The organism is Roseivirga sp., assembly GCF_965216855.1.
Classification (GTDB): domain Bacteria; phylum Bacteroidota; class Bacteroidia; order Cytophagales; family Cyclobacteriaceae; genus Roseivirga.
In genome coordinates, this window is the sequence record NZ_OZ244204.1 from 896,286 (window position 1) to 920,976 (window position 24,691).

At 42.8% G+C, this 24,691-nt stretch carries 19 protein-coding genes; 14 read left to right on the forward strand and 5 right to left on the reverse strand.

The window, feature by feature from the left end:
* Positions 1–70: 70 nt before the first annotated feature.
* On the forward strand, positions 71–2,407 hold the full coding sequence (locus tag ACOOEY_RS03940; protein ID WP_420387374.1) for a penicillin-binding protein 1A: 2,337 nt from the start codon (positions 71–73) through the stop codon (positions 2,405–2,407).
* Here ACOOEY_RS03940 and ACOOEY_RS03945 read toward each other — a convergent pair.
* A complete protein-coding gene (locus tag ACOOEY_RS03945; RefSeq protein WP_420387375.1) occupies positions 2,404–3,756 on the reverse strand; it encodes a saccharopine dehydrogenase family protein in 1,353 nt (450 codons plus the stop codon). The two genes, ACOOEY_RS03940 and ACOOEY_RS03945, sit on opposite strands and share 4 nt — an antisense overlap.
* Positions 3,757–3,993: 237 nt before the next feature.
* On the opposite strand from ACOOEY_RS03945, the gene cdd reads away from it, so the two are divergent.
* Positions 3,994–4,488, forward strand: coding sequence for a cytidine deaminase (cdd, locus tag ACOOEY_RS03950; protein ID WP_420387376.1), 495 nt, complete (start codon positions 3,994–3,996; stop codon positions 4,486–4,488).
* Entirely contained in the window at positions 4,488–5,144 is a 657-nt protein-coding gene (locus tag ACOOEY_RS03955) for an alpha/beta hydrolase (RefSeq protein ID WP_420387377.1), read from the forward strand. Before cdd ends, ACOOEY_RS03955 begins: the two co-directional genes overlap by 1 nt.
* Here ACOOEY_RS03955 and ACOOEY_RS03960 read toward each other — a convergent pair.
* The 3 genes from ACOOEY_RS03960 to ACOOEY_RS03970 all read right to left on the reverse strand — a co-directional run bounded on the left by ACOOEY_RS03960 (position 5,129) and on the right by ACOOEY_RS03970 (position 8,690).
* A complete protein-coding gene (locus ACOOEY_RS03960; protein ID WP_420387378.1) occupies positions 5,129–6,130 on the reverse strand; it encodes a beta galactosidase jelly roll domain-containing protein in 1,002 nt (333 codons plus the stop codon). The genes ACOOEY_RS03955 and ACOOEY_RS03960 overlap by 16 nt on opposite strands.
* Positions 6,131–6,409: 279 nt before the next feature.
* Entirely contained in the window at positions 6,410–7,105 is a 696-nt protein-coding gene (locus ACOOEY_RS03965; RefSeq protein ID WP_420388634.1) for a response regulator transcription factor, read from the reverse strand.
* A gap of 31 nt (positions 7,106–7,136) precedes the next feature.
* Entirely contained in the window at positions 7,137–8,690 is a 1,554-nt protein-coding gene (locus tag ACOOEY_RS03970; protein ID WP_420387379.1) for a sensor histidine kinase, read from the reverse strand.
* A gap of 133 nt (positions 8,691–8,823) precedes the next feature.
* Here ACOOEY_RS03970 and rpsF point away from each other — a divergent pair, with 133 nt between their 5' ends.
* From rpsF to ACOOEY_RS04015, 9 genes are all read left to right on the forward strand, one after another.
* Positions 8,824–9,186, forward strand: a complete 363-nt coding sequence (gene rpsF / locus ACOOEY_RS03975; protein WP_420387380.1) for a 30S ribosomal protein S6 — start codon at positions 8,824–8,826, stop codon at positions 9,184–9,186.
* Positions 9,183–9,434, forward strand: a complete 252-nt coding sequence (gene rpsR, locus ACOOEY_RS03980; protein ID WP_420387381.1) for a 30S ribosomal protein S18 — start codon at positions 9,183–9,185, stop codon at positions 9,432–9,434. Before rpsF ends, rpsR begins: the two co-directional genes overlap by 4 nt.
* Before the next feature lie 22 nt (positions 9,435–9,456).
* Positions 9,457–9,900, forward strand: a complete 444-nt coding sequence (gene rplI / locus ACOOEY_RS03985; protein ID WP_420387382.1) for a 50S ribosomal protein L9 — start codon at positions 9,457–9,459, stop codon at positions 9,898–9,900.
* 127 nt (positions 9,901–10,027) lie between these two features.
* Entirely contained in the window at positions 10,028–11,047 is a 1,020-nt protein-coding gene (locus tag ACOOEY_RS03990; RefSeq protein WP_420387383.1) for a hypothetical protein, read from the forward strand.
* Positions 11,048–11,509: 462 nt separating this feature from the next.
* Complete coding sequence (locus ACOOEY_RS03995) at positions 11,510–13,453, forward strand: alpha-1,4-glucan--maltose-1-phosphate maltosyltransferase (protein ID WP_420387384.1); 1,944 nt, start codon at positions 11,510–11,512, stop codon at positions 13,451–13,453.
* Between the two features lie 8 nt (positions 13,454–13,461).
* Positions 13,462–15,087, forward strand: a complete 1,626-nt coding sequence (locus ACOOEY_RS04000) for a hypothetical protein (RefSeq protein WP_420387385.1) — start codon at positions 13,462–13,464, stop codon at positions 15,085–15,087.
* A gap of 2 nt (positions 15,088–15,089) precedes the next feature.
* The gene (gene glgB / locus ACOOEY_RS04005) at positions 15,090–17,048 is read left to right on the forward strand and encodes a 1,4-alpha-glucan branching protein GlgB (protein WP_420387386.1); all 1,959 of its coding nucleotides are present in this window, start codon (positions 15,090–15,092) and stop codon (positions 17,046–17,048) included.
* A gap of 12 nt (positions 17,049–17,060) precedes the next feature.
* Complete coding sequence (locus ACOOEY_RS04010) at positions 17,061–19,484, forward strand: DUF3536 domain-containing protein (protein WP_420387387.1); 2,424 nt, start codon at positions 17,061–17,063, stop codon at positions 19,482–19,484.
* Positions 19,485–19,871: 387 nt separating this feature from the next.
* Positions 19,872–20,906, forward strand: coding sequence for a hypothetical protein (locus tag ACOOEY_RS04015; RefSeq protein ID WP_420387388.1), 1,035 nt, complete (start codon positions 19,872–19,874; stop codon positions 20,904–20,906).
* 200 nt (positions 20,907–21,106) lie between these two features.
* On the opposite strand, the gene ACOOEY_RS04020 is transcribed toward ACOOEY_RS04015, so the two are convergent.
* A complete protein-coding gene (locus ACOOEY_RS04020; RefSeq protein ID WP_420387389.1) occupies positions 21,107–21,415 on the reverse strand; it encodes an isoamylase early set domain-containing protein in 309 nt (102 codons plus the stop codon).
* A gap of 234 nt (positions 21,416–21,649) precedes the next feature.
* Here ACOOEY_RS04020 and ACOOEY_RS04025 point away from each other — a divergent pair, with 234 nt between their 5' ends.
* Both ACOOEY_RS04025 and ACOOEY_RS04030 read left to right on the forward strand, forming a co-directional pair.
* Positions 21,650–22,615, forward strand: a complete 966-nt coding sequence (locus ACOOEY_RS04025) for a GSCFA domain-containing protein (protein WP_420387390.1) — start codon at positions 21,650–21,652, stop codon at positions 22,613–22,615.
* Positions 22,616–24,649 (forward strand): thioredoxin domain-containing protein, encoded by a 2,034-nt coding sequence (locus ACOOEY_RS04030; RefSeq protein ID WP_420387391.1) that lies wholly within the window; start codon positions 22,616–22,618, stop codon positions 24,647–24,649.
* Positions 24,650–24,691: the final 42 nt, after the last annotated feature.

The window sequence follows — 24,691 nt, forward strand, 5'->3', positions numbered from 1 at the left end:
TATGTAGAGTGGGAAACTATTCTACTATTTTTGCAAGAAATCATAGACCAACACGTTTTCACCTAAGTCCATGTCAACCAGAAAAAAGAGAAACTACAAGCGTTGGATTAAATGGATAGCCCTTACCGGCTTAACAGGATTGTTGGCACTATTTGGCTTCTATTTGTCCGTATTATTCGAGTTCTGGGAGCCCCTTCCCTCTAAAGATCAACTAGCTAATATTCGTCAAAGTGAAGCTACAGAAGTCTTTGCACAGAACGGTGAACTGATTGGTAAGTACTTTATCTATGATCGACAGCCGGTTACCTATGAAGAGTTACCAGATCATTTAGTCGAGGCACTAATTGCCACAGAAGACGCGAGATTCTTTGAGCATAACGGTGTAGACAGGCGTAGCCTGGTCAGGGTAATTTTTAAAACCCTACTTATGGGAGATGAATCTGCCGGTGGAGGCAGCACGCTGTCTCAGCAAATTATCAAGAATTTATACCCTCGTAAAAGACATGGCATCTTCTCCATGCCAGTCAGTAAAATCAAAGAGGCCATTTGTGCCACCCGCTTAGAAAAAATCTACAGCAAAGAAGAAATCATTACTCTCTACCTCAATACTGTACCTTTTGGAGATAATACATTTGGGGTGGAAAGCGCTGCCGAGAAGTTTTTCGGTAAAGAAGCCAAAAACCTCAGTCTTGAAGAAAGTGCAGTGATTGTGGGTATGCTCAAGTCACCTCATTATTACAACCCGAGATTATTCCCTGAAAGATCTCTGAACAGACGAAATACGGTATTGGCTCAAATGGAGCGATATGGCTACCTCATGAATGAAGAAAGACAAATCAGCATAAAAAGGCCTGTCAAAATCAACTACTTCTCCTTCAATCATGACGATGGTCTGGCTCCTTACTTCAGAGCAAGTCTGCAGAAAAAACTACAGACATGGCTGAAAGCATACAACGAAGAAAATGACACGGATTATAATCTTCACACAAGTGGGCTGAAAATACATACTACGCTGAATTATGAAATGCAGCAAATGGCTGAAGAAGCCTACACGGAACACCTGAAATCCCTACAACAGGATTATGAAAACAGTTATGGTCGAAGAGGTCCCTGGGAAACCAATCAAAGGATTATCAATGATGCCCTTAAAAAATCTCCATACTATCAGAAACTGGTAGCTCAAAAACTAAGCGATAAACAGATTCAGGATTCACTGAATTACAAACACAAAATTGAGCTTTGGGATTGGGATGGCAGCAAAGTGGTCGAGGCTACACATATGGACAGTGTAAAGCACTACCTCAAATTTCTGCAGGCAGGTGTACTCTCTGTCGACCCTTATTCCGGGGCAGTCAGAACATGGGTAGGTGGTATCAATTTTGAGCACTTTCAGTACGATCATGTGAGTATGGCCAAAAGGCAGGTGGGTTCAACCTTTAAACCCATCGTCTATGCTGCGGCTTTGGAAAAAGGGAAACAGCCATGTGATTACTATTCAGGGCAACAGGTAACCTATGCCAACTATGATAACTGGACGGCTACCAACTCCGGTGGTGAATCTTATGACCTTGATTATGCAATGAAAACAGCCCTGGCTAAATCCATCAACACAGTTGCAGTGAAGGTGATGGAAGATGCCGGAATTCCGGAGATTATTGATCTGGCCCATGAAATGGGTATCGAGTCAGACATTCCTTATGTACCTTCTATTGCTTTGGGTACGGCAGAAATTAATATGATGGAATTGGCTCAAGCCTATACTTCATTTCTCAATAGCGGGAAACCGGTAGAACCTTATTTCATTTCCAGAATTGAAGACAGCGAGGGTAATGTATTAGCATCCTTTAAGCCGACTGCCAAAGAAGAACCGGTTATTTCAGAACAAACAAGACAGCTGATGCTGGAAATGATGAAGGGTACTGTAAATGATGGTACTGCCCAAAGACTTCGCTGGAAATACGGCCTGTCTAATGATATAGCGGGCAAAACAGGTACCACTCAAGACAACAAGGACGGTTGGTTTGTTGCACTCACTCCCCGATTAATCACGGTTACCTGGGTAGGTAATGATGACCACAGAATAGGCTTCAGAACTACTACCATGGGACAGGGAGCTAATTCGGCACTCCCTATTTATGCACTGTTTCAGCAGAAACTAAACCGTTCTGCGAATCTTCAGAGTATAGCAAATGCCCGATTTTCACCTCCATCTACCCGGGTACTCAATATTATGAGTTGTTCTCCTGAGAAAGAGCCTGGTTTGTTAAAGCGAATTTTCGTTAATACTGACAAACCCAAAACAACCCGTCTGGAAATTGACAGTCTCACTCAGGAACCGAAGAAAAAAGAAGGACTCTTCAAGAAAATCGGCAACCTCTTCAAAAGGAAGAAAAAGAAGGATAATTAATCCTTCTCTTCCAATGTTACTTCTTCTTCGATAAACTGGAATCCTTGCTGATCTAGCTCTTCCAGAATAGGATTGTATAATTCCGGAATAATAGGAATCTGAACCCCTCTGGCCTCGACCTTACCTTCCAGGAACAAGCGAATGGCTATAGCCAATGGAAGTCCCACGGTTTTTGACATGGCGGTTTCTCTGGCATTTTCACCTGTAGCCACCATGGCTGACCTGATCTGCTTGGTCACCCCATTCTCTACATAGTTGAACAGGTGCCACATGACAATCTGATCTTTCTTGTCTGCCCCAATGGTCCACTTCTTCTTTAAGATATGTTCAAGAATCTGAGCGGGAGTTCCCTTCAAAAGACCAACTTCTTCCTCTTCAAACAGACCAAGCCATTGCAGTTTGTGCATTTCAGGACCATCCAAATCCAGTCCCAGGTAGTGAGCAAGTTTAAGCTCTACTGAGTCATGTGGATTGAATGACAAGAAGGAATTAATGAACTGACGGTGAGTCATTCCTTCCACCCCTTCCATTTGGTAGGTATCATCAGTAGCCCCTAACTGTACAAAGATATCCCATGCCTTACAGAAGCCAGGTCTTCTTAGCGTACCTCTGTAAAGTGTCTTGATTCCTCGGAGTTTGTATACATCCAGATACATGAGAGAGTCACGATTCGCGTAACCTTCAAAATAACCGTGACCTGGAATATGTATCATCTCAATTCTCCTAAAAAGCTTCTGATAAGGTATGTACTTATAGCGCCCCTCCTGGATGAATTTAACCGTACCCTGACCGGCCAGTACCACATTTCTCGGATTCCAGGTAAACCCATACTGCCAGGGATTATCGTCTTTGTCGTCAGGCGCCAGCAAGCCTCCGGTAAAAGACTCAAATGCAGTCAGTTCAAGGCCTTTGTCTTCTCTGATATGATCGATAATCTTCATGGCCGACATATGATCAATTCCCGGATCGAGGCCACATTCATTTAAAAACAATAAGTTCTTTTCTTTGGCTTTGGCATCTAGGGCCTTCATATCGGCAGAAACATATGACGCAGTGAAGAGGTGCTTCTCTAACTTCAGGCAGTCTTCAGCCACAATTGGGTGAAAGCGTGCAGGCAACATCGACACAATCAGATCATGTTGACCGATAAGGTCTTGCCTTTCCTGATCACTGTTGATATCAACTGCTACTGCCTGCCCTCTTTGGCTATCCTTCACCTTATCTTCAGCTAATTGAAGTGCATAGTCCGCAACGGTCACCTGCCAGTCCAGGCTTTCAGCTTTGTCCAATAAATATTTAATGAGTGAGTTTGAGGAGCGACCTGCTCCAAAGACTAAAATTTTCTCCATAGGTAGTTTACAATAGGTATTGAGCGAATTAGGCAAAAATGCAAGCCAAGGTCAACCTTTCAGGCTTAATTAAAACTGTTCTACTAAAAAAGCAGCTTTGCCCTATTCCCCCAATCAGCATCTGGGCTTGTGTGCAGACATTTTATTGAAATAATTGTCTTAAACACTCACTCCCCATCCGTTTTCATCGTATCCTGTAAAAGATTCGTATATTCAGCGCCCTCTCAAAAACTACCTATGACGAAAAGAGAGATTACACGTACATCCAAAATCATTATTCATTCAGGCAAAGACCTTGATCCTGAAATCTCAAATCTGATAGAAGAAGCCAAAAAAGCCACTCAGCAGGCATATGCTCCCTATTCCATGTTCTGGGTAGGTGCTGCTTTGAAATTGAGCAATGGACTGATCATCAGAGGCAATAACCAGGAAAACGCTGCTTATCCTTCCGGCCTGTGTGCTGAAAGAGTAGCTTGTTTCTCAGCCAAATCACAATTCCCCGAAGAAGATATCGAGATGATCGCTATTGTAGCCAAAAATGCGACTGCCGATCATTTCAAACTGGCTACTCCCTGTGGAAGCTGTCGTCAGACCATGAGTGAATATGAGAATCATCAGAAGAAACCCATCAGACTTTTCCTGCTCAATACCGATGGAGAAGTCTACGAGTCTGATTCCATTGAAAACCTTTTACCCTTCAAATTTTCTGAAGAAAACCTGAAAAACGATTAATGGAAAAGAGAATTCAATTCCAGTTTAATGGTCGGTATGAAGTGCTGGGCACCGCATCAGAACAGGTAGAAGAGCTATGGTTCGTTTGTCATGGCCATGGGCAGCTGGCTAAGTATTTTATCAGGAAATTCGAATCTATAGCCCAACCTAACCGCCTGATTGTTGCACCGGAAGGGCTATTCCGGTATTACCTTCAGGGTTTCTCCGGTAGAGTGGGCGCTACCTGGATGACCAAGGAAGACAGGGTGAATGACATCGACAATTACATCACCTATTTATCTGCTGTTTATCACGAAGTGAGATCAGGGTTACCAAAGGATATTAAAACCACTTTTCTCGGATTCTCACAAGGTGCTGCCACCATTTCGAGATTGGCTACTATGACTGATCTGGAATTTGATCGACTGGTATTATGGGCCGGAATTTTCCCACCAGACCTGCCCCCTTTAAAAAGTACCGACAGGTTGAAGGATAAACAGTGCTTTTTAATCTATGGCCTGCAGGATGAATTCCTGACAGATGCGAGGATTCAGGAACAGGAGAGTATTGCCCGGCAGATAAAAGTTACCCCCGAGAGCATCAGCTTCGAGGGTAAACATGAATTGTCTGATCAAATACTCCAGCAACTGGCCGCAAAACCTTATCGCCACCAGTAGTTCCTTCTTACATATCTGGTGGCTGCATCTGTTGGCATTATAATGACAGGTCCTTCGTAGATACCTCCATTGTCACCAATATCTTCAACTCTGACAGATATGACATTTTTTCCTTCTTTGAGTACCCCATCCGGGATATTGTAGAATCTAAGTTCAGAATAGCTTCTTGATGACCCTAACCTTCTCCCATCATTAGTCCCGCCTATCTTGACACCATTAATATAGACTTCATCAAAATCATCGATACGTCCACCAATAAGTGTCATTTCACGAGTTTGCCCCCCGGAAGGAATGGTAAAGGTCTTTCTATACCAGGCAAAATCTCTAAGGTCATTGATTCCTATGGTCTTCCAGTTAGAAGGCACCATAATATCTTCCCAGCGGCTGTCATCATAATCAGGATCAATAAACCTCGGATCATCATCAATTCTGATCTTCCAGAGACCTTCCAGATAAACACCGTCTTTGGTGGTTAGGTCATCAAGATACATGATACCAACCGAGCCACTGTAGATTCCTCCTTCGCCACCCTGATCGTATACCCGAACAGCAATTTGATTGTCTCCATCGTACTTCAATACTTCCGGGGGAATAAGGTATAAGCGCTCTGCGTTCCATGCTGTGTAGTAATTGGGCGAAAAACCACCTGAAAAACCAATTTTCACTCCGTTGATGAATACCTCATCCACATCATCTATGTAACCCAGAGAGATCAGGTGATATCGGTCTTTCTTAAGACCTTTTCCATCAAATTGAGTTCTATACCAGGCATAACCATCATACCCATTAAATCCTTCTCTTTCCCACCGTTCGGGCACATAGACCTCTTCCCAGTCGGAATCATCATAGTCGGGGGAGGCCCATTCCTCCCGGTCTCCAATGGAAAATTTCCAGTCACCCCTTAAGCTGAGAAGCCGCCTTGCGTCCTGACCAAGGGCAGCAAGCTGTATTCCCATTAGGGTAAATATGATTATCAGTTTTTTCATTTCGCGTTTCAAGTAAATCCTGCTGCCTTGATAAGACAGCAGGAGTATTGGTAGTTTTAGTTTAAGTCGTTCGAGCTTTTTTGACCGTTGAGCTACGATACAATTTTACGGCCCTTTTCAAAGCCCGGTGTCATTGCTGCGTAAACGAATGTCATAAGTTGTCACACGACAGGTTTTAGATGTCAGATTTTAGATATCAGATTTAAAGACTCAACTACTGCATTCATTCCGAACCATACTGGTTAAGCCTACAAAATCGTACATCGCACATCTCTTCTCCTAGTTTCTCAATAATTTGTACCCCACTCCATGCACAGTTAAAATATGCCTTGGTTCATTAGGGTTCTCTTCAATTCTTTGTCTTAGTCTAAGGATAAAGTTATCTACCGTTCTGGTTGTCGGCTGGCTATCATAGCCCCAGACTTTGTTCAACAAATCATAGCGGCTGACCACTTCATTCATATGCTCTGCCAGGTAGTGCAGTATCTCGAACTCTTTATGCGACATACGCACTTCTTCCTTTTCGGTTCTGGCGGTAAACTGGTTGAAGTCTACCGTGAGTGCACCAATGGTCATTTCTCCTTTCAGACTGGCATCGCCACTCCCCTGACTTCTCCTTAGAATAGCTTTTACTCTGGCAATGAGCTCTCTCAAGCTAAATGGTTTGGTCAGATAATCATCGGCACCCAACTCCAGACCCAGCACCTTGTCTATCTCCTCACTTTTGGCGGTGAGAAATATGATCGGTGTCAATACACCAGACTTACGCATTGACTTACACACGTCAAAGCCAGACAACTTCGGCATCATTACATCCAGTATAATAAGATCAAAATTCCCCGAAGTGGCTTTACGTAAGCCTTCTTCACCATCAATAGCCAGTTCGACCTCATATGACTCAAACTCCAGGTTATCTTTCAAACCCAGTCTCATCGATGGCTCGTCTTCAACAACTAATATCTTCGACATCTTTATGTGTTAATAGTGTTCAACCAATAGTATCAGTTCAATGCTTTTTCAGTGGAAGCATTACTTTGAATTCACTCCCCTCTCCCGGTTTACTGCTAATTTTAATGCGGCCCTCATGGGCTTCAATGATGTGCTTCACAATAGACAAACCCAAGCCGGAACCTTTGGTATCGTGTACATCGCCATTGGGTACCCTGTAAAACTTCTCAAACAGCTTATCGAGTTGATTCCTGGCTATACCCATGCCATAGTCACGAACAGAAACAACAGCAAAGTCATCTTCCCTGAAAGTCTTTACTTCCATTTTTTTGGTTTCGGGACTGTACTTCACTGCATTGTCAATCAGGTTCACCAGCACTTCTATCAGTGCTTCTTTGTCTGCATTAATCGGAAGTTGCTCATGGCCCAATGACAGGTCATGTTCAAAGCCATTACTATCGAGGTGATAAGAATAGGTATTCATCACATCCTCTACCACATCAGACAAATCGAGCTTTTGCTTTTGATATTCCCTCTTATTGGCTTCAATCTTCGAGAAGCTCAAAATACGGTTGAGCATATTAGACAGACGAGTTACTTCTTTGGTAATGATCTCGTAGTACTCACGTTTTTTACTTTCTTCTTTAACCCTGTCGAGCAATAAAGTCTCAGCAAACATATTAATGAGGGCCAGTGGAGTCCGGATTTCATGCGATACATTCGATACAAAATCGGCCTTCTTCTGCGCCAGCTCCATCTCTCGCTGAACATTTCGAAATACCAGTCCCACACCTATAATCATTACTACCATAAGCAGTCCCAAAGCAATCAGGTTTTGGTTTTTTCTTCTGTTCACTGCTTCTTCTACCGTCCCCCCTTCGCGGGCAATTCCTACTTCAAAACGTGGGAGCAGGTCTAGTCTTTCACTCTCAATTTCACCATTCAGCTCTCCTGAAGTAGAATAGACTAAGGTATTATCACTAGTACGGCTACAAGTGATAATGAAATCTCCCTGAGCCATTTCCTGAAATTTGGGCACCAGGGCCTGTTCCACAAAACTGATGGCATTGAAGAAATAGATATTCAGATAATACTTACCGTCAACCTGAGATACCAAAAAATGAAAATCAACATCGTTCTCTGCATGTCTGATAAATGAGTCAAAGGACTCAATCTTCTGAAACCCTCCATCATCTAAGTACCGAATTAACCGGTTGACAACAGATTGATTAGATGTAGCCAGACTATCGGCTATTCGGCTAAATTCCGGAGTTAGGAATTTTTGATTGGGCGACAGAATAGACTCTTCTTCTCCCCCAATTTCTTTGGTATAAAGGGCATAAAAGAAGGGATAGGCTGACAACCAATTGTACACTGCCGTTGGGTCCGTCTTTACTTCCTCCCTCTTCAGCACATTGAAGAACTCATCGCTCTTTGACTGTGCCGCTTCATTGACTGAGAAAAGAACCGATTCGAGTTGCCTTCTGTAAATAGTGGAGAGCTCCTGCTCATCGACCGTAAGGGAATTCAACTGGAAAATACCATAGATCACCACAGGGATGACCAGAATAACCAGGATAATGAAAATGGACTTTTTACCGGATTTCGTCAATTCAGGAGCATTTTATCAGCCTGAAGTTAAGCATAAGTGAAATGCCCTATTAATTTTGTGACATTCTTTTACAAAGCATGGTTTTTTAACCTGAATCCCCTACCTTTGCAGCCCGAAATATAATTTTATTCAAATGTTGAAAAATTACGAGACAGTATTCATTTTAAATCCCGTTTTGTCTGAAGACCAGATGAAGGATGCTGTCGGCCAGTACGAACAACTCCTCAAAGATGGTGGAGCTGAGATGATCAACACTGAAATGTGGGGACTTAAGAAATTGGCATACCCAATCCAGCACAAGTCAACAGGTTTCTACAATCTCATTGAGTTCAAAGCCGACCCAAGTTTAATCGCCTCTCTTGAAATCGAATTTAAAAGAGATGAGAGAGTAATGAGATTCTTAAGCGTTGCCCTCGACAAGCATGCCGTGGAATACAACGAGAAAAGAAGATCAGGTGCATTTAACAAGAAAAAGAAAGAGGAGGTAGCGTCATGACATTAGTAAACGAACCTATCAACAGAGAGCAGCAGAAAAAGAAATACTGCCGCTTCAAGAAAAATGGTATCAAATACGTAGACTACAAGAACCCTGACTTCTTGTTGAGCTTCGTAAATGAGCAAGGTAAAATTCTTCCTAGAAGAATTACCGGTACAAGCTTAAAATACCAGAAGAAAGTTACTCAGGCGGTAAAGAGAGCAAGACACCTTGCCCTTCTACCTTACGTAACTGATGGATTGAAGTAATAACCTAAACTGAAGAGAAGTCATGGAAGTAATATTGAAAACAGATATTAAAGGTTTAGGCTATAAAAACGATACCGTTAATGTGAAGCCTGGTTATGGTAGAAATTACCTGATCCCTCAGGGTTTTGCAATCATCGCTAATGAGTCTAACCGTAAGATGATCGAAGAGAACATCAAACAAGCGGCTCACAAAGCTGAGAAGATCAAAGCTGATGCAGAAGCCATCGCCAACGCTATTGGTGATACTGTATTGGAGATCAAAGCAAAAGCAGGTGATAGTGGTAAAATCTTCGGAGCAGTTACTACACTTCAGATTTCTGACGCATTGAAAGCTAAAGGCATCGATGTAGACAGAAAGAAAATCTCTTTCAAGAGTGAAGTAAAAATGGTTGGTGACTATGAAGTAGAAATTGACCTACACAAAGAAGTAAAGAAAGATGTGAAATTCAGCGTTGTAGCTGAGTAAGCACTATTCAAAACATAAAGGAAAAGCCCTGACGGAAACGTTAGGGCTTTTTTTGTTTTGTACCTCTCTTTCAAAGGCAACATTCCCCATCTTCCAATAAACTTTCTTTTACACACAAACTAAAATCATGAAAAAGCTAACTACATTCTTTGCACTCATTTTCTCTGTCTCATTGAATGCCCAATCTTATGTTGATAAAACTGGAGACTCAATGACCGGAAATTTAGACATGACAAATGACTCTCGAATCACTTTCAATATAGGAGGCGATCGATTAGGCATAAGAGCCACTTCAATAGGCAACAACACTACCAAGCTTCATCTATTTAGAAATTTTTCCAACAACTCTTCAGATATTGATTATTTCACCCTTGATGCTGATGGCAAAATTGGAATTGGTACAGTTTCTCCCACTTATACCCTTGATGTCAATGGAACTAGTAGGTTTTCGTCAGAAATGATTGTTAATCAAGTTCGATTTACTACCTCGGGAGTTGTTCAACCAATTTTAAGTAGAAATAGTGGAGGAGGACTCAATATTGATGTCAACGGGATAGCCAACGGTAGTCAGGCTCTCCAAATAGTGGAAGGGGGCTCTCAAAGACTTGCTATTTATGGTGATGGTACTTTGATAGCAAACAGCCCCATAATTTCAAACAACAATGGCGGTTTTCAGAACTCTTTTCAGTCATCCAATGATGCTCCTATAGTAACAAAAAGCACAGATAATTGGTCTGGCATAGAATTTACTGACCCCAGCGGAACAAGCTATCTATTCTATTCAGGTCCTAATAATCATTTTGAATTTAGATCTGATCTAATAGTTAAAGACAATATCGAATCCAAAAAAGTAAAAGTTACTGCCACACCCGGCTCTGTACCAGATTATGTCTTCTCAAGCGATTATAAACTCAAAAATTTAGCAGAAGTAGAAGACTTTATCAAAACTAACTCTCACCTACCCAACATTCCTAAAGCGGAGGAAATTGAAACCAATGGTCAGGATGTAGGAGATCTTCAACTGAAGCTTTTGGAAAAAATTGAGGAGTTAATGCTTTATACCATTCAGCAACAGAAGCAAATCAATCAACAGCAAAAAGAAATAAAAGCATTACAAGCTCAATTAAATGAATCAACAAAGAACTAAGTACCTATTTAGCACAAAAAACCCTGACGTCTACGCCAGGGTTCATGTGCTTAAATGAGTCGGTACTCTTCCATCTCTATTTAAATGCTTGCCAATTAGCGGGAGCCTCTGTTTTATAATTGAATATAAAAACAAAGAACCGGGAACAGCCATGGCAAGATCGGTCAGATCAAAACCTCAATCAGTCTCATATTACTGATTCAGTGATAATAATATCTAAAGCCCCTACTAGTTTGAATAAATCGTAAATCGTAAATCGTAAATCGTAAATCGTAAATCGTAAATCGTAAATCGTAAATCGTAAATATCAATTCCCACCAAACGGCAACGTTTGCAATGCAATTCCCCCATCCCCTTTTGAAATGGCCACTTATTTTTTCTTATTTTCAGAAGGATAAATAAGCAATAGCTTGACACTTACTCATAAAACCACCATCAAAAACACTTTAAATCAACCTGAACATGAAATCCGGTCAAAGACGTGTAGTCATTGAAAACGTTTCCCCTGAAATCAATTGCGGACAACATGCAGCCAAGCGCGTAGTGGGTCAGCAGTTCGAAGTATCGGCCGATATTCTCGCTGATGGCCACGATGTACTCAATGCTCATATCAAATATAAGCATGAGAAAGCCCGCACCTGGAAATATGCCCCAATGAAGCTATCAGACAACGATCGCTGGTCAGGTACTTTTGAGGTTGAAAAACAAGGCTACTACGAATACACAGTAGAGGCCTGGGTAGACTATCCTTTGACCTGGCAACACAATATTGAAAGAAAGATTGACGACAATCAGCATGTCAATATCGAGTTAGAAGATGGCATTCAATACCTTGAAGAGGTCAAAACGCTGAGCAATCAGCATACTGAATACCTGGACGGACTCATCAAAGCATTTACAAACTCCAAGTCTTATAACTATGCAATTGACGAAGCCAGGTCTGAAAAGCTTCACGATATTTTCTGGAAGAATCCTACCAAGAAATTTTCGACAGTCTATGATAAACTGTTACCTCTGTATGTAGACCGAGAGAAAGCACTTTATAGCACCTGGTATGAATTCTTCCCACGGTCTGCCGCCAAGAAAGAAGGTGAGCACGGTACTTTCAAAGATGTACTCGATATCATTCCTTATGTAAAGAAACAAGGTTTCGATGTCATCTACTTCCCTCCCATACACCCAATAGGCACTGCACATAGAAAAGGAAAAAACAATACGACCAACGCACTTCCGGGAGATGTTGGTGTACCCTGGGCCATTGGCAACAAAGAAGGTGGACATAAAGACATCCTTCCTGAACTGGGGAGTCTGGAAGACTTTAAAGAGGTAATTAAAGTAGCAGGAGAAAACGGAATTGAAATAGCGATGGACTTCGCTCTGCAATGTTCTCCCGACCATCCCTATGTCAAGGAGCATCCCAGCTGGTTTAAGTGGAGACCGAATGGTACTGTCCAGTATGCGGAAAACCCACCAAAGAAGTATCAGGACATCTATCCTATCTATTTCGAGTCGGATGACTGGGAGAACATGTGGGATGAATTCATTGGCATTACCCTTTACTGGAATGAACTAGGCATCAAAATCTTTAGGGTGGATAACCCACACACGAAGCCCTTTGGCTTCTGGGAATATCTCATTGCAGAAGTAAAAAAGACCGACCCGGATGTACTCTTTCTTTCTGAAGCATTTACCAAACCCAAGACCATGCAGCGCCTGGCGAAAATTGGTTTCTCTCAGGGCTATACCTACTATACCTGGCGTAACAATAAGGCAGAGCTCATTGAGTATATGACAGAGCTCACCAAAGGACCGATGAAAGATTACTTCCGTCCTAACTTCTGGCCTAATACACCGGATATCAATCCCTGGATGCTACAGGGCGGCAATGAAAACCTCTACATTATCCGTCACATGATGGCGGCAACCTTAAGCTCCAACTTCGGTATGTATGGTCCGGTTTATGAACAAATTGACAATGCTGCGGTAGTGGGTAAGGAAGAATACCTCAATTCTGAAAAGTACGAGGTAAGGCATTGGGACTGGACGAAAACCAATAAGCTTACCCAACTGGTTGCCAAGATCAATCAGATCAGAAAAGAGCACAAAGCCCTTCAGTTCACCAACAACATCGACTTCTGCCAGATCGATAATGAGCAGATTCTGGCGTACTTCAAACAAAGCGAAGATGGCAAAGACTCTATGCTCATGGTGGTCAACCTCGACCCTTATAACCGCCAGGGTGGATGGGTTCAGGTACCTCGTCACAAGATGGGTATTTCAGGTAACCAGCCCATGCGGATGACTGACCAGATCACGGGTAACAGCTACATCTGGAATCAGGAGTGGAACTTTGTGGAGCTGGATCCTTATCAGGTTCCATATCATATATTCTCAATAGATTATTAGTCTGAACTATGGCCAATTCAACCAAGAAACGCGATCAGTCATGGGTAACTAAGTTTGAAGACGAAACCTTCAGGCTTAAACTCAGCAATGAGGTACTTCCCAAATACATGATGGATACCCGATGGTATGCGGCCAAAACCCAAAAGGCGAAAACCTATCGGATAGAAATGTATATGCCGTTTCAGATTAAAGAAAATGAAACGGCCTACTTCATTACGCTGGAAATCAACTTCGAAGCAGGGTTTACAGAGTATTACTTCATGACTTTGGCCTTTATCGATGAAAGCACCAAAATCGATGACGCTAAAGGTAAGATCAAGAAGATGTCTCTGGGTGAAGAAAAAGGCATCTTAATCGATGCTCTCTACTATGAACCTTTCAGAAAAGCGCTTTACAATCAGATGATCTCTCAAAAGACTGTGAGTGACGGAAATACAAAGATGCTTTTTGAACGAGGCAAGGTGCTCCGCTCCAGTCCGGCCTATGAGTCATCCCGAATTCTGGGCTTCGACCAAAGCAATACCTCCATTGAATACAATGGCCGATATTTCTTCAAGGCCTACCGAAGACTTTTTCAGGATACTAACCCAGATCTGGAATTGACTAAATTCCTTTCTGATGGCAGCAATTTCAACCATAGCCCGGGCTATGCCGGCAGTGTAAGCTGGATTAAAAATGAGTACGCCACTATCTCCATCGGCATCATGCAGGAACGCATCGATAACATTGGAGAAGCCTGGAATCATACTCTAGATATGATGAAGGGCTATTTTGAGCGTATCCAGGCCACAGATATCGATCCGGCCGATATTCAGGACATTAAGAACTTCGACTTAAAGGGCCCGGAAAGCCTCAAGTCAGATTTCCGACTGCTTATTGGTGACGATGTACTGGCAAGTGTAGAGCGTATGGCACTTCGGGTGGCGCAAATGCACATTGCCCTTTTCAGCAATAAGGTTGACACAAAATTTAATCCGATTGCCTTTAATGGCGATTACACGGTCTGGCTGAAGAATAGAATTATCTATCAGCTGAATGCCCGCTTTATCCTGGTGGAAGAGAACATCAGTAAGCTCAATGGTCTGGCCAAGGAGTATGCCGAAATGTTTGTTTCCTCCAGAGAAGAGATCACAACCAGGTTTCTGGCCTTTGATGAAACCGAACTTAACTCCAGCCGCATCAGGATTCATGGTGACCTTCACCTGGGACAAATCCTAATGACTGAAGATCAGGACTTCTACATTATCGACTATGAAGGAGAGCCCGAGAGTACCATTCGTGATAGGAAAGTAAAACAAACTCCGTTGAAGGATGTAGCCGGTATGTTACGCTCCTTCCACTATGGTGTTTATGCCGTCATCTTTGACGATAAGATCAAACACAAGTTATCCAGAGAAGAACTGTTCGAGGCTGGAGAAAAATATTACCGGGCCATTGCGGCTGTTTTCCTCAATAAGTATGTTAAAACAGCTATGGCTAATAACCTGGATATCGGATATGAATCCGAGATCAGATACTTATTAAAATATCACCTGCTTGAAAAAGCAGTGTATGAAATTGGCTATGAATTGAAAGCCAGACCGGATTGGGTCATTATTCCACTTACCGGTATTAAACAAATATTAGAAGAATAACCATGGAAGAACATCAATACGTCAGCTCCCATTCATTATTTACAGATTTCGACAGTGACCTTTTCAAATCAGGAAAGCACTTCAAACTATATGAAAAGCTCGGCTCTCATGTAACAGAATTGGAGGGCAAAAAAGGGACTCTGTTTGCTGTTTGGGCTCCCAATGCCAATAAAGTTCAGGTAATGGGCGACTTTAACGACTGGAATGGCGAAGGCTATGAGCTTTATCCACGTTGGGATGGCACGGGCATTTGGGAAGGCTTTGTGGAAGATCTTGGCCATGGCACAGTTTATAAGTATAAGATACATTCCAACAACTACGGACAGGTTCTGGAAAAAGGCGATCCTTTTGCCATGTATTGGGAGGTTCCGCCTAAGACCGCCTCAATTATTTGGGAGAATAAATACAAATGGAAAGACAGCCAATGGTTGAAGAAACGCAAGGAGAAGAATGCACTTAATCAACCTTTCTCTGTCTACGAGGTTCACCTGGGTTCATGGAAGAGAAAGGCCAATGGCGAATCACTTTCTTACAAAGAGCTGGCTAAGGAGCTGGTGGCTTATATCAAAGACATGGGCTATACCCATGTAGAGTTCCTTCCGGTTATGGAACACCCTTTCTTTGGATCATGGGGCTACCAGTGTACGGGATACTTCGCTCCTACCTCCAGGTTTGGAACACCGGATGACTTTATGGCGATGATGGATGCTTTCCATAAGGCTGAAATCGGAGTAATTCTGGATTGGGTACCTTCCCACTTCCCTAACGATGCTCACGGTATTTACAACTTCGATGGTACACACCTCTACGAACATGAAGACCCACGTCAGGGCTATCACCCCGACTGGAGCTCTTACATCTTCAACTATGGAAGAAATGAAGTAAGAGCGTTCCTCATCAGTAGTGCCGCCTTTTGGCTCGACATCTGTCATGCCGATGGTCTAAGGGTTGATGCCGTGGCCTCTATGCTTTATCTGGATTATTCCAGAAAAGAAGGTGAATGGATTCCTAACCAGTATGGTGGTCGCGAAAATCTCGAAGCCATTTCCTTCCTCAAAGAACTCAATGAGTATGTCTATACTTCATTTGAAGGAGTCCAGACCATTGCTGAAGAATCAACTGCCTGGCCGGCCGTTTCACGTCCCACTTATGTTGGCGGATTAGGGTTTGGCATGAAGTGGATGATGGGCTGGATGCACGATACACTGGAGTACTTTAAAAAGGACCCTTTCTACAGACAATACCATCAGAATAATATCACCTTCAGTTTGAACTATGCCTTTACCGAAAACTTTATGCTCCCACTTTCACACGATGAGGTGGTTCATGGTAAAGGCCCATTGATGGACCGTATGCCTGGCGATGAATGGCAACGATTTGCCAATCTAAGGTTGCTATACGCCTACATGTACACTCACCCAGGCACCAAACTGGTATTTATGGGTGGTGAAATTGCCCAGACTTCCGAGTGGAAACACGACTATTCTGTTGACTGGCACTTACTTGACTTTGAGCCACATCAGGGTATGAAAGCACTCACCAAAGCTCTGAACGAACTGTATAAATCAGAACCTGCTCTGTTTGAGAATTCATTCACTGCCGAAGGCTTTGAATGGATTGAGCTGAATGACTATCAGAATTCAGTGATCAGCTTTATCAGAAAAGGCAAAAATGAAGAAGATAACCTCGCAGTAATCTGTAATTTCACGCCTGTTGTGCGCGAGAAATACCAGATTGGTATTAATGGCGGAACCTGGGAAGAAGTCTTCAACACAGATCGTAAAGATTTCTGGGGAAGTGGAGTCACCAACGCAGGTAAGATCAAATCGCTGGCGCAACCTCACCATGGAAGACCGAATTCACTGGAGTTAACCCTGCCTCCACTGTCGGTAATTATTTTGAAGCAAACGCCAGCCAAACCGGCCAAAAAAGCTCCGGCTAAGGCTAAGGCCAAGAAGTAGGTTTTAATCTGCATGGAAAGATATTTATGTATTCACGGGCACTTTTATCAGCCCCCTAGAGAAAATGCATGGCTCGAAAAAATCGAAATTCAACCCAGTGCATTTCCATATCACGACTGGAATGAAAGGATCACCAGAGAGTGTTACTATCCCAATGCCTTTTCAAGGGTATTGAACGATGATGGCAAAATCATCGATATCGTTAACAACTACTCCAAGATCAGTTTCAACTTCGGTCCTACCCTTCTGTCATGGATGGAGCAACACGCTCCTATCACCTATCAGGCTATTCTCGATTCAGACAAAGAAAGTCTGAAGAATTTCGGTGGACATGGCTCAGCTATGGCTCAGGTTTATAATCATATGATTATGCCTTTAGCCAATCGCAGAGACAAGGAGACTCAAATCATCTGGGGTATTGTCGACTTTAAGAAACGCTTCGGTCGCGACCCGGAAGGCATGTGGCTGGGAGAAGCTGCTGTTGATACAGAGTCACTGGAATTAATGGCTAAGCATGGTATTAAATTCACACTGCTCGCACCCAGTCAGGCCGCCAGGTTCAGAAAAATCGGTGATGAAGAGTGGACCAATGGTATTGATCCCAACAAGCACTACCGATACAAGCTGCCTAATGGTAAAAGCATCGCTCTGTTCTTCTATGATGGTGAACGTTCACAGAATGTAGCCTTCAAGGGAGTCCTTCAAAACGGAAAAGCATTTGCCCATGATCTGATGGAGGGCTATCGCTCCGACAATGGCAGGGAGTTCGTTCATATTGCGACTGACGGTGAAAGTTACGGCCACCACCATAAGAATGGAGACATGGCCCTGGCCTATTGCCTGAGATATATTGAAGAAAACAAACTCACTCAGCTCACGAACTATGGACAATACCTGTCCATGTTTGAGCCTGAATACGAGGTAGAGATACACGAGGACAGCTCCTGGAGTTGTGCCCATGGAGTGGAACGCTGGCGTTCCAATTGTGGATGTCATACCGGTGGAGAAGGCCATTGGAATCAGAAGTGGAGAGGTCCGCTGAGAACGGCTCTCGATAATGCCAGAAACACCACCATTGAGATATTTGAGAAGGGAATGGCCGCCTATGTGAAGGACCCCTGGGCCATGCGAAATGATTATATCGATGTCATTCTGGACAGGTCGAAACCGAACCTGAACAAGTTCCTCCGCAAGCACATAACCCGAAAACTGAATGATGAGGAACGTACACATGTGATGCGAATGCTGGAAATGCAACGCAATGCCATGCTGATGTACACGAGCTGCGGCTGGTTCTTCAATGACATTTCAGGAATCGAGACGTTGCAAATTCTTCAATACGCCTGCCGGGCTATTCAGCTGGGCGAAAGTGAGTCTGAATACGAGTTTGAAAGTCAGTTCCTGCAAGACCTTAGCGAGGGAGAAAGTAACAGAACCAGCGAGGGCACTGGTAAGGATATTTACCTCAAACACATTAAGCCCTATCAGTTATCGCTGACTCAGGTAGGTATGCACTATGCAGTGGCCTCTCTGTTTGCAGACAATCCCCAAAGCTTAACGGTACTCAATTATGACTGCAACAGTATCTTCTTTGAGCGGAAAAGTGCCGGCATGCAAAAGCTGGCCTATGGTACTACCAAGGTAAAATCGAAGGTAACTACCTCCAATAAGGAATTCAGCTTTGTGGTGCTCTATTTAGGACAGCATCACCTCATTGGCGGGACCTCTGAAAGACTCTCAACCAAGCAGTTCGAGCCGATTTCCAGTGCACTTAATAAAGCCTTTGAGCAGAGTAATGTGGCGATGGTAGTGGATATTATCAAAGAGAGCTTTAAGGCCCATACCTTCTCTTTCTTTGGTATGTTCAAAGACGAGCAGATGAAACTGGTCAACCAATACCTGGCCCAGAGTGAAGAGCTGGCATATGACTCCTATCGTAAGATTTACGACAGAAACTATAACATCATGAATGTGATGAAGGTAGAAAACCTTCAAATACCACCAACGCTTAAGCAGAACATTGAGGACGTCATTAACATTGAGTTTAAGGATCTGCTAGCTAACGGTCACTTCAGTATTCAGAAGATGGATGAACTCTGCGATGAAGTGATCAAGTGGGATATTAAACTCAACAAAGACCTGTTGAACGCTCGCTTAAATGACAAACTGGATGCCATGTTCAAGGAGTTTCTGGCCGACAATTCTCTTCACCATATCCTGGACGACATTCTGGCCACCATACAGCTTTTTAAGAAGGTAAACCTCAATCCGATATTAGTCAACTTACAGAACAGTGTCTTTGAGTTGAGTAAGTCTATGATATCGCGAAGTAAAGCTCCGATAGATGGCAATCAGAAGGTGGTTGAAACCTTAGAGGAGATAGCGAGGGAAATCAATATTGATCTTTCCTATTTGAAGCAGCAGGTAGTTTCTTAGGACTGGAAGTCCTAATGGACAGTCGAAGCTTGAGTAATTGCACGAGCCATCCCCCCTTTTCAAAGGAGTTAGGTGTCCGAGGGGCGGAGCATTTAAGCTTGCCAAAAGAAATTAGAGTAGTCCTATCCCACCCTTTCATCCCTCACAGAGAAGAGGGACAGCACAACATCACTCAATTCCGACAAAAGCACAACACGCTAGCACAATTTATCATCTTCCTCCTACGGGGGAAGACAGGAGATGGGGGCTTTCTTGCAAATATGCTCCTAATCCGCTTTCTTAAGATAGAAAAACACACCACCTCTTTTAATAACTTCTGTGTATTTCTGGAAATTCATATGGGCAACCTTTTGGTAAGGCATAAAGAAGTTTCGGCTAACTAATAAAATGACCACTACGCTAGTAGCACTTACAGAACATTATGATCAATTTATGAACTTTAAACACCGTGTTATGAAAAAAAACCTATTTGCCATTATCTTAATCTTAATGGTATCTTCTGCAAAAGCTCAATGGACAGATAATGGAAATAACCTTACGACTACCGACAATGTTGGGATAGGAAGTGCCAACCCACTCTCAAAACTTCAGGTGAATAGCTATACAGGTTCAGGAACGGCATATTCGTTTGGTTCCATAACTTCCTTTGCTAACAGTGGAGATATTGGGTTATATCTGGGAGTAGCTAATGAAAACATTGGAGCAAGAGGATGGGGATTTAGTGTTAGAAGTGTTGGAGTGAATTCGTCATTAGACCTCATAGAAAAAGGGCTTGATGGAACTAGAATGACTATCGCTAGTGGTGGCTATATTGGTGTAGGAACTACGAATCCAAAAGCAAAATTTCATGTAAACAATGGTATGTTCTTGGTTGGAAATGCAAGTTATAACTCTCTCGTAGAGCAAATTCGCATCGGGAGATACGATAACCCAGACATTAGGTATCACTCTATCTATTCAAATCATGCTGCGGCCCCAGACAACAGTTATCTTCAATTTAGAATTCATGATGCGAGCGATCTTACCAGTCAAAGAACTGTACTGACTATAACTGGAGGTGGACGAGTTGGTATTGGCACGACCACACCTGATAAAGAACTTTCAGTTAATGGAACTATTCACGCTAAAAAAATCAAAGTGGATATCAATGATTGGCCTGACTTTGTTTTTCAGAACAATTATCAACTCCCAACTCTTCAGGAGATTGAGACACACATTGCCGAGAAAGGTCACCTCCCAGGGATTCCAAGTGAATCAGAAGTAATTGAGAAAGGAATCAATTTGGGGGAGATAGACGCAAAACTTCTTCAAAAGATTGAGGAGCTTACGCTGTATCTTATCGAACAGAACAAGCAAAATCAGGCCCAACAAGTCAAAATTGAACAACTTGAGAAGGAACTCAAAGCTCTCAAGCAAAAGTAGAGATCACAACAAGAGCTACATAATGTAACTGATGGTGGAAAAGCTTGTCCCACCCAAGTTGCGATAGAATTGATACTGCCTTTGGAGACGGGAGGTTTGTTGAACAGTGACCTCAAATCTTAACCACAAAAAAAGGCGGTATTGTTTCCAATAACCGCCCGTCTCAAACGAGAACTCACCTATGGAAAGTCCTAAATATCTTAAAGCTCTACGACTGAATTGTCTTCGAAAGTCAATTGGTTAGGGACGTAAGCATCTGCTTCCCAGTCGTTTTCCCAAGTCTGACCATCGATCAAATATCTGAACTGATATTCCTTACCAGTTTCAAGTTTCACGGTAGCTTTGAAGTCACCGCTTTTTAATTTCTTCATTTCAATAGCAGAAGTATCCCAGTCATTGAATTCACCTACCAGGTTTACTTTGTTCGCTCCATCGGCAGCTTCAGCAGGAAACTGAAAAGTTACGTTAGCTGCTGGCTTTGTTTTTAAGAACTGCTTTTTAATGCTCATTTTTGAAATAGTTTACGATACAAATGTTCAGACAATTCCAAGCTTCAACAAGTATTCAATCAAAAAAAGTAGTGAAACGTTTGCATACGAAATAGCCATATAAGTCTCTCTATTTCAAAGACTTCAACATAACAAACGTTTGTTTTTCATGCATTGGCACTTTTCAGAATTTGAACCTTCTTCATGCAGACTGATTTAAGAGAGGAAGGCCATAATAAAACTTTATCTTTGAATATGTTCAGAACGGAAATTGAAGCGCAAAACAGCCCGGTTAAGATTAACTATAAGTCGAAAATTCTAACGCTGGGTTCCTGTTTCTCCGACAGTATTGGCGAAAGACTTCAACAGTCCAGGTTTTCAACTACTGTTAATCCCTTCGGTACCATCTTCAATCCGCTGTCCATTGTTGAGCTGCTTGAATTATCACTGGAACGCAATGAAGTACTGGAACATGCTACCATCAAAAGAGATGGCTACTACCTGAACTATAAATTCCACTCTTCCTTTAGGGCCAGGACCAAAGACACACTACACAAAAGAATGGAAAAGGCGCTCGATGAAGTAAGCAGGCAAGTCAAGCAGGCCAACTTTATCTTCATTACGCTTGGTACAGCCTGGGTATATGAGCAGCAAAAGTCTCATATGTTGGTAGCCAATTGCCACAAGGTGCCTCAAAAAGAATTCAACAAGAGGCTTGTTGCTACTGAAGAGATTGTACCGGCTTTCTTCAATCTGAAAGAAATCATCAATCAGCATAATCCAAATGTGCAGTTTGTACTTACCGTTAGCCCTGTTCGCCATAAGCGTGATACATTGAAACTTAATGCCGTAAGTAAATCGGTTTTAAGAACAGCCTGCTACTACATGGAAGATATGGCGGAAGATGTGCACTACTTTCCTGCCTATGAAATCATGATGGATGACCTCAGAGATTATCGCTTTTACGAGAAGGACCTGATCCATCCCAATGAGCAGGCGATTGACTATATCTGGGAGAAATTCATTGATACTTTTATTGAAGATAAAGAACTACTAGGTCAGTGGACCAAGCTGAAACAGGCATTGGAGCATAAGCCCTTTAATCCCAAATCAGGAGCACATCAGAAGTTCTTACAGAAAACACTGAGTCAACTGAAAAACCTGAATAAGCAAATTCCACTGGACAAGGAAATAGCTCAAATCAAAAAGCAACTGAAATAAATGACATCCACCAAGCATACGAATCGTCTGGCCTCGGCCTCCTCTCCTTACCTGTTACAGCATGCGCATAATCCCGTGGACTGGTATCCATGGGGTGAAGAAGCTTTGCAGAAAGCCAAAACTGATAACAAGCCCATTATTGTGAGTATTGGCTATTCGGCTTGTCATTGGTGTCATGTAATGGAAAGAGAAAGCTTCGAGAATGAAGACATTGCTGCCATTATGAATGAGCATTTCGTGTGCATTAAGGTAGATCGCGAGGAAAGACCGGATGTAGATCAGGTCTACATGGAAGCTGTCCATGCCATGGGCCTACAAGGTGGATGGCCCCTGAACGTATTTCTCCTCCCGGACCAGAGACCATTCTATGGAGGCACCTACTTTCCTCCTAAAGGCTGGGCTCAATTATGCATACAGGTAAGCAAAGCATTTCAGAAACAATATAATGAGCTGGCCAAATCAGCCGATGGCTTTATGAATACACTGAGCAGAAGCGAAGTTGAGAAATATGGACTCGTAGGTCAGGGGAATGCATTCAAGAAAGAAGCTGTACACGAAATGTATCTGAAGTTTGCAGAGAATTTCGATTTACAAAAGGGCGGTAATAAAAGAGCTCCTAAGTTTCCCATGCCTGTGGTTTATGAATTCTTACTGAAAGAAGCCCATATTAACAACAATCAGCAGGCACTGGAACATGTGGAAAGAACGCTGGACCATATGGCCCTTGGAGGTATCTATGATCAGGTAGGTGGTGGCTTTACCCGTTACTCTACCGACATGGACTGGTTTGTCCCTCATTTTGAGAAGATGCTGTATGACAATGGTCAATTGGTTAGTTTATACACCCATGCCTTTCAAGCAACAGGCAAGGAGCTTTATCGGGAAACAGTATTCCAGACTGTAGACTGGCTGGAAAGAGAAATGACCTCAGAAGAAGGAGGTTTTTACTCAGCACTCGATGCTGACAGCGAAGGAGAAGAAGGCAAGTTTTATCTATGGACTGTTCAGGAGTTTTATGAGCTACTAGGCCCTGATGCTGAATTAATGCTGGACTACTATAACATTACCTCAGGTAACTGGGAGCCGGGCAAGAACATCCCTTTCCGGTCAGGTACTGATGAGCAATTCGCTCAGGACCATGATTTGGAAGTCGATGAATTGCAAGACATTGTCAGGGCAACCCAAGTGAAGCTGCTGGATGCAAGAAGCAGGAGAGTCAGACCAGGACTGGACGACAAAATATTAAGTGGTTGGAATGGATTAATGCTTTCCGGATTATGTGATGCCTACGCTACCTTTGGAGAAGATAAGTTCTTAAACCTGGCTCTCAACAATGCTGAATTCATCAAAAAGCATATGATGGATAATGAAAAGCATCTGTTCAGAAATTTCAAGAATGGCAAAGCTTCTATTCCGGCTTACCTCGAAGATTATGCAGCAATCATCGATGGATATACCAGGCTTTACCAGGTGACTTTCAAAGAAGACTGGCTCTTTCTCGCCAATGACCTCATGAAAATTGCTTTGAAAGAATTCTATGATGAGAATGAAGGTCTGTTCTTTTATACTTCCTCAACTTCTGAAGAATTGATTGCCCGTAAGAAAGAAATCTTTGACAATGTGATTCCTTCATCCAATTCCATGATGGCCACCAACCTCAAAACCCTTGGACACTTGCTGAGTCATCATGAATACGTCCAGGCAGCGGAAGACATGACTGACAGAATGAACAGGGTATTGATGCTGGCTCCTCAAGATCTGGCCAACTGGGCCTCACTCTATGCCCTTCACACCTATCCTACCGCAGAGGTGGTTATGATTACAGAGGCCAAAGATGATCTTCATTCACTCCACAGGGATTACTTACCCAATAAGGTGGTAGCCGGAAAGTTACCAGGTTCATCATCCAAATTGGACTTATTAGAAGGCAGAGATGTGATTGATGCTCAATCCACCTTCTTTCTTTGCTTTAATCAGGCCTGCCAATTACCAGTGCATACGGTGGATGAGGTGTTTGGGCAGGTGAAGAATTGATCCCCACTAGTACTAAGCGTAGAATCAGGGTTTACCCCGACC

What these genes read in the sequence shown, in the direction of transcription:
- ACOOEY_RS03940 (WP_420387374.1), top strand. Translation starts at nt 71, where the DNA reads ATGTCAACCAGAAAAAAGAGAAACTACAAGCGTTGGATTAAATGGATA.
- ACOOEY_RS03945 (WP_420387375.1), bottom strand. Translation starts at nt 3,756, where the DNA reads ATGGAGAAAATTTTAGTCTTTGGAGCAGGTCGCTCCTCAAACTCACTC.
- cdd (WP_420387376.1), top strand. Translation starts at nt 3,994, where the DNA reads ATGACGAAAAGAGAGATTACACGTACATCCAAAATCATTATTCATTCA.
- ACOOEY_RS03955 (WP_420387377.1), top strand. Translation starts at nt 4,488, where the DNA reads ATGGAAAAGAGAATTCAATTCCAGTTTAATGGTCGGTATGAAGTGCTG.
- ACOOEY_RS03960 (WP_420387378.1), bottom strand. Translation starts at nt 6,130, where the DNA reads ATGAAAAAACTGATAATCATATTTACCCTAATGGGAATACAGCTTGCT.
- rpsF (WP_420387380.1), top strand. Translation starts at nt 8,824, where the DNA reads ATGTTGAAAAATTACGAGACAGTATTCATTTTAAATCCCGTTTTGTCT.
- rpsR (WP_420387381.1), top strand. Translation starts at nt 9,183, where the DNA reads ATGACATTAGTAAACGAACCTATCAACAGAGAGCAGCAGAAAAAGAAA.
- rplI (WP_420387382.1), top strand. Translation starts at nt 9,457, where the DNA reads ATGGAAGTAATATTGAAAACAGATATTAAAGGTTTAGGCTATAAAAAC.
- ACOOEY_RS03990 (WP_420387383.1), top strand. Translation starts at nt 10,028, where the DNA reads ATGAAAAAGCTAACTACATTCTTTGCACTCATTTTCTCTGTCTCATTG.
- ACOOEY_RS03995 (WP_420387384.1), top strand. Translation starts at nt 11,510, where the DNA reads ATGAAATCCGGTCAAAGACGTGTAGTCATTGAAAACGTTTCCCCTGAA.
- ACOOEY_RS04000 (WP_420387385.1), top strand. Translation starts at nt 13,462, where the DNA reads ATGGCCAATTCAACCAAGAAACGCGATCAGTCATGGGTAACTAAGTTT.
- glgB (WP_420387386.1), top strand. Translation starts at nt 15,090, where the DNA reads ATGGAAGAACATCAATACGTCAGCTCCCATTCATTATTTACAGATTTC.
- ACOOEY_RS04010 (WP_420387387.1), top strand. Translation starts at nt 17,061, where the DNA reads ATGGAAAGATATTTATGTATTCACGGGCACTTTTATCAGCCCCCTAGA.
- ACOOEY_RS04015 (WP_420387388.1), top strand. Translation starts at nt 19,872, where the DNA reads ATGACCACTACGCTAGTAGCACTTACAGAACATTATGATCAATTTATG.
- ACOOEY_RS04020 (WP_420387389.1), bottom strand. Translation starts at nt 21,415, where the DNA reads ATGAGCATTAAAAAGCAGTTCTTAAAAACAAAGCCAGCAGCTAACGTA.
- ACOOEY_RS04025 (WP_420387390.1), top strand. Translation starts at nt 21,650, where the DNA reads ATGTTCAGAACGGAAATTGAAGCGCAAAACAGCCCGGTTAAGATTAAC.
- ACOOEY_RS04030 (WP_420387391.1), top strand. Translation starts at nt 22,616, where the DNA reads ATGACATCCACCAAGCATACGAATCGTCTGGCCTCGGCCTCCTCTCCT.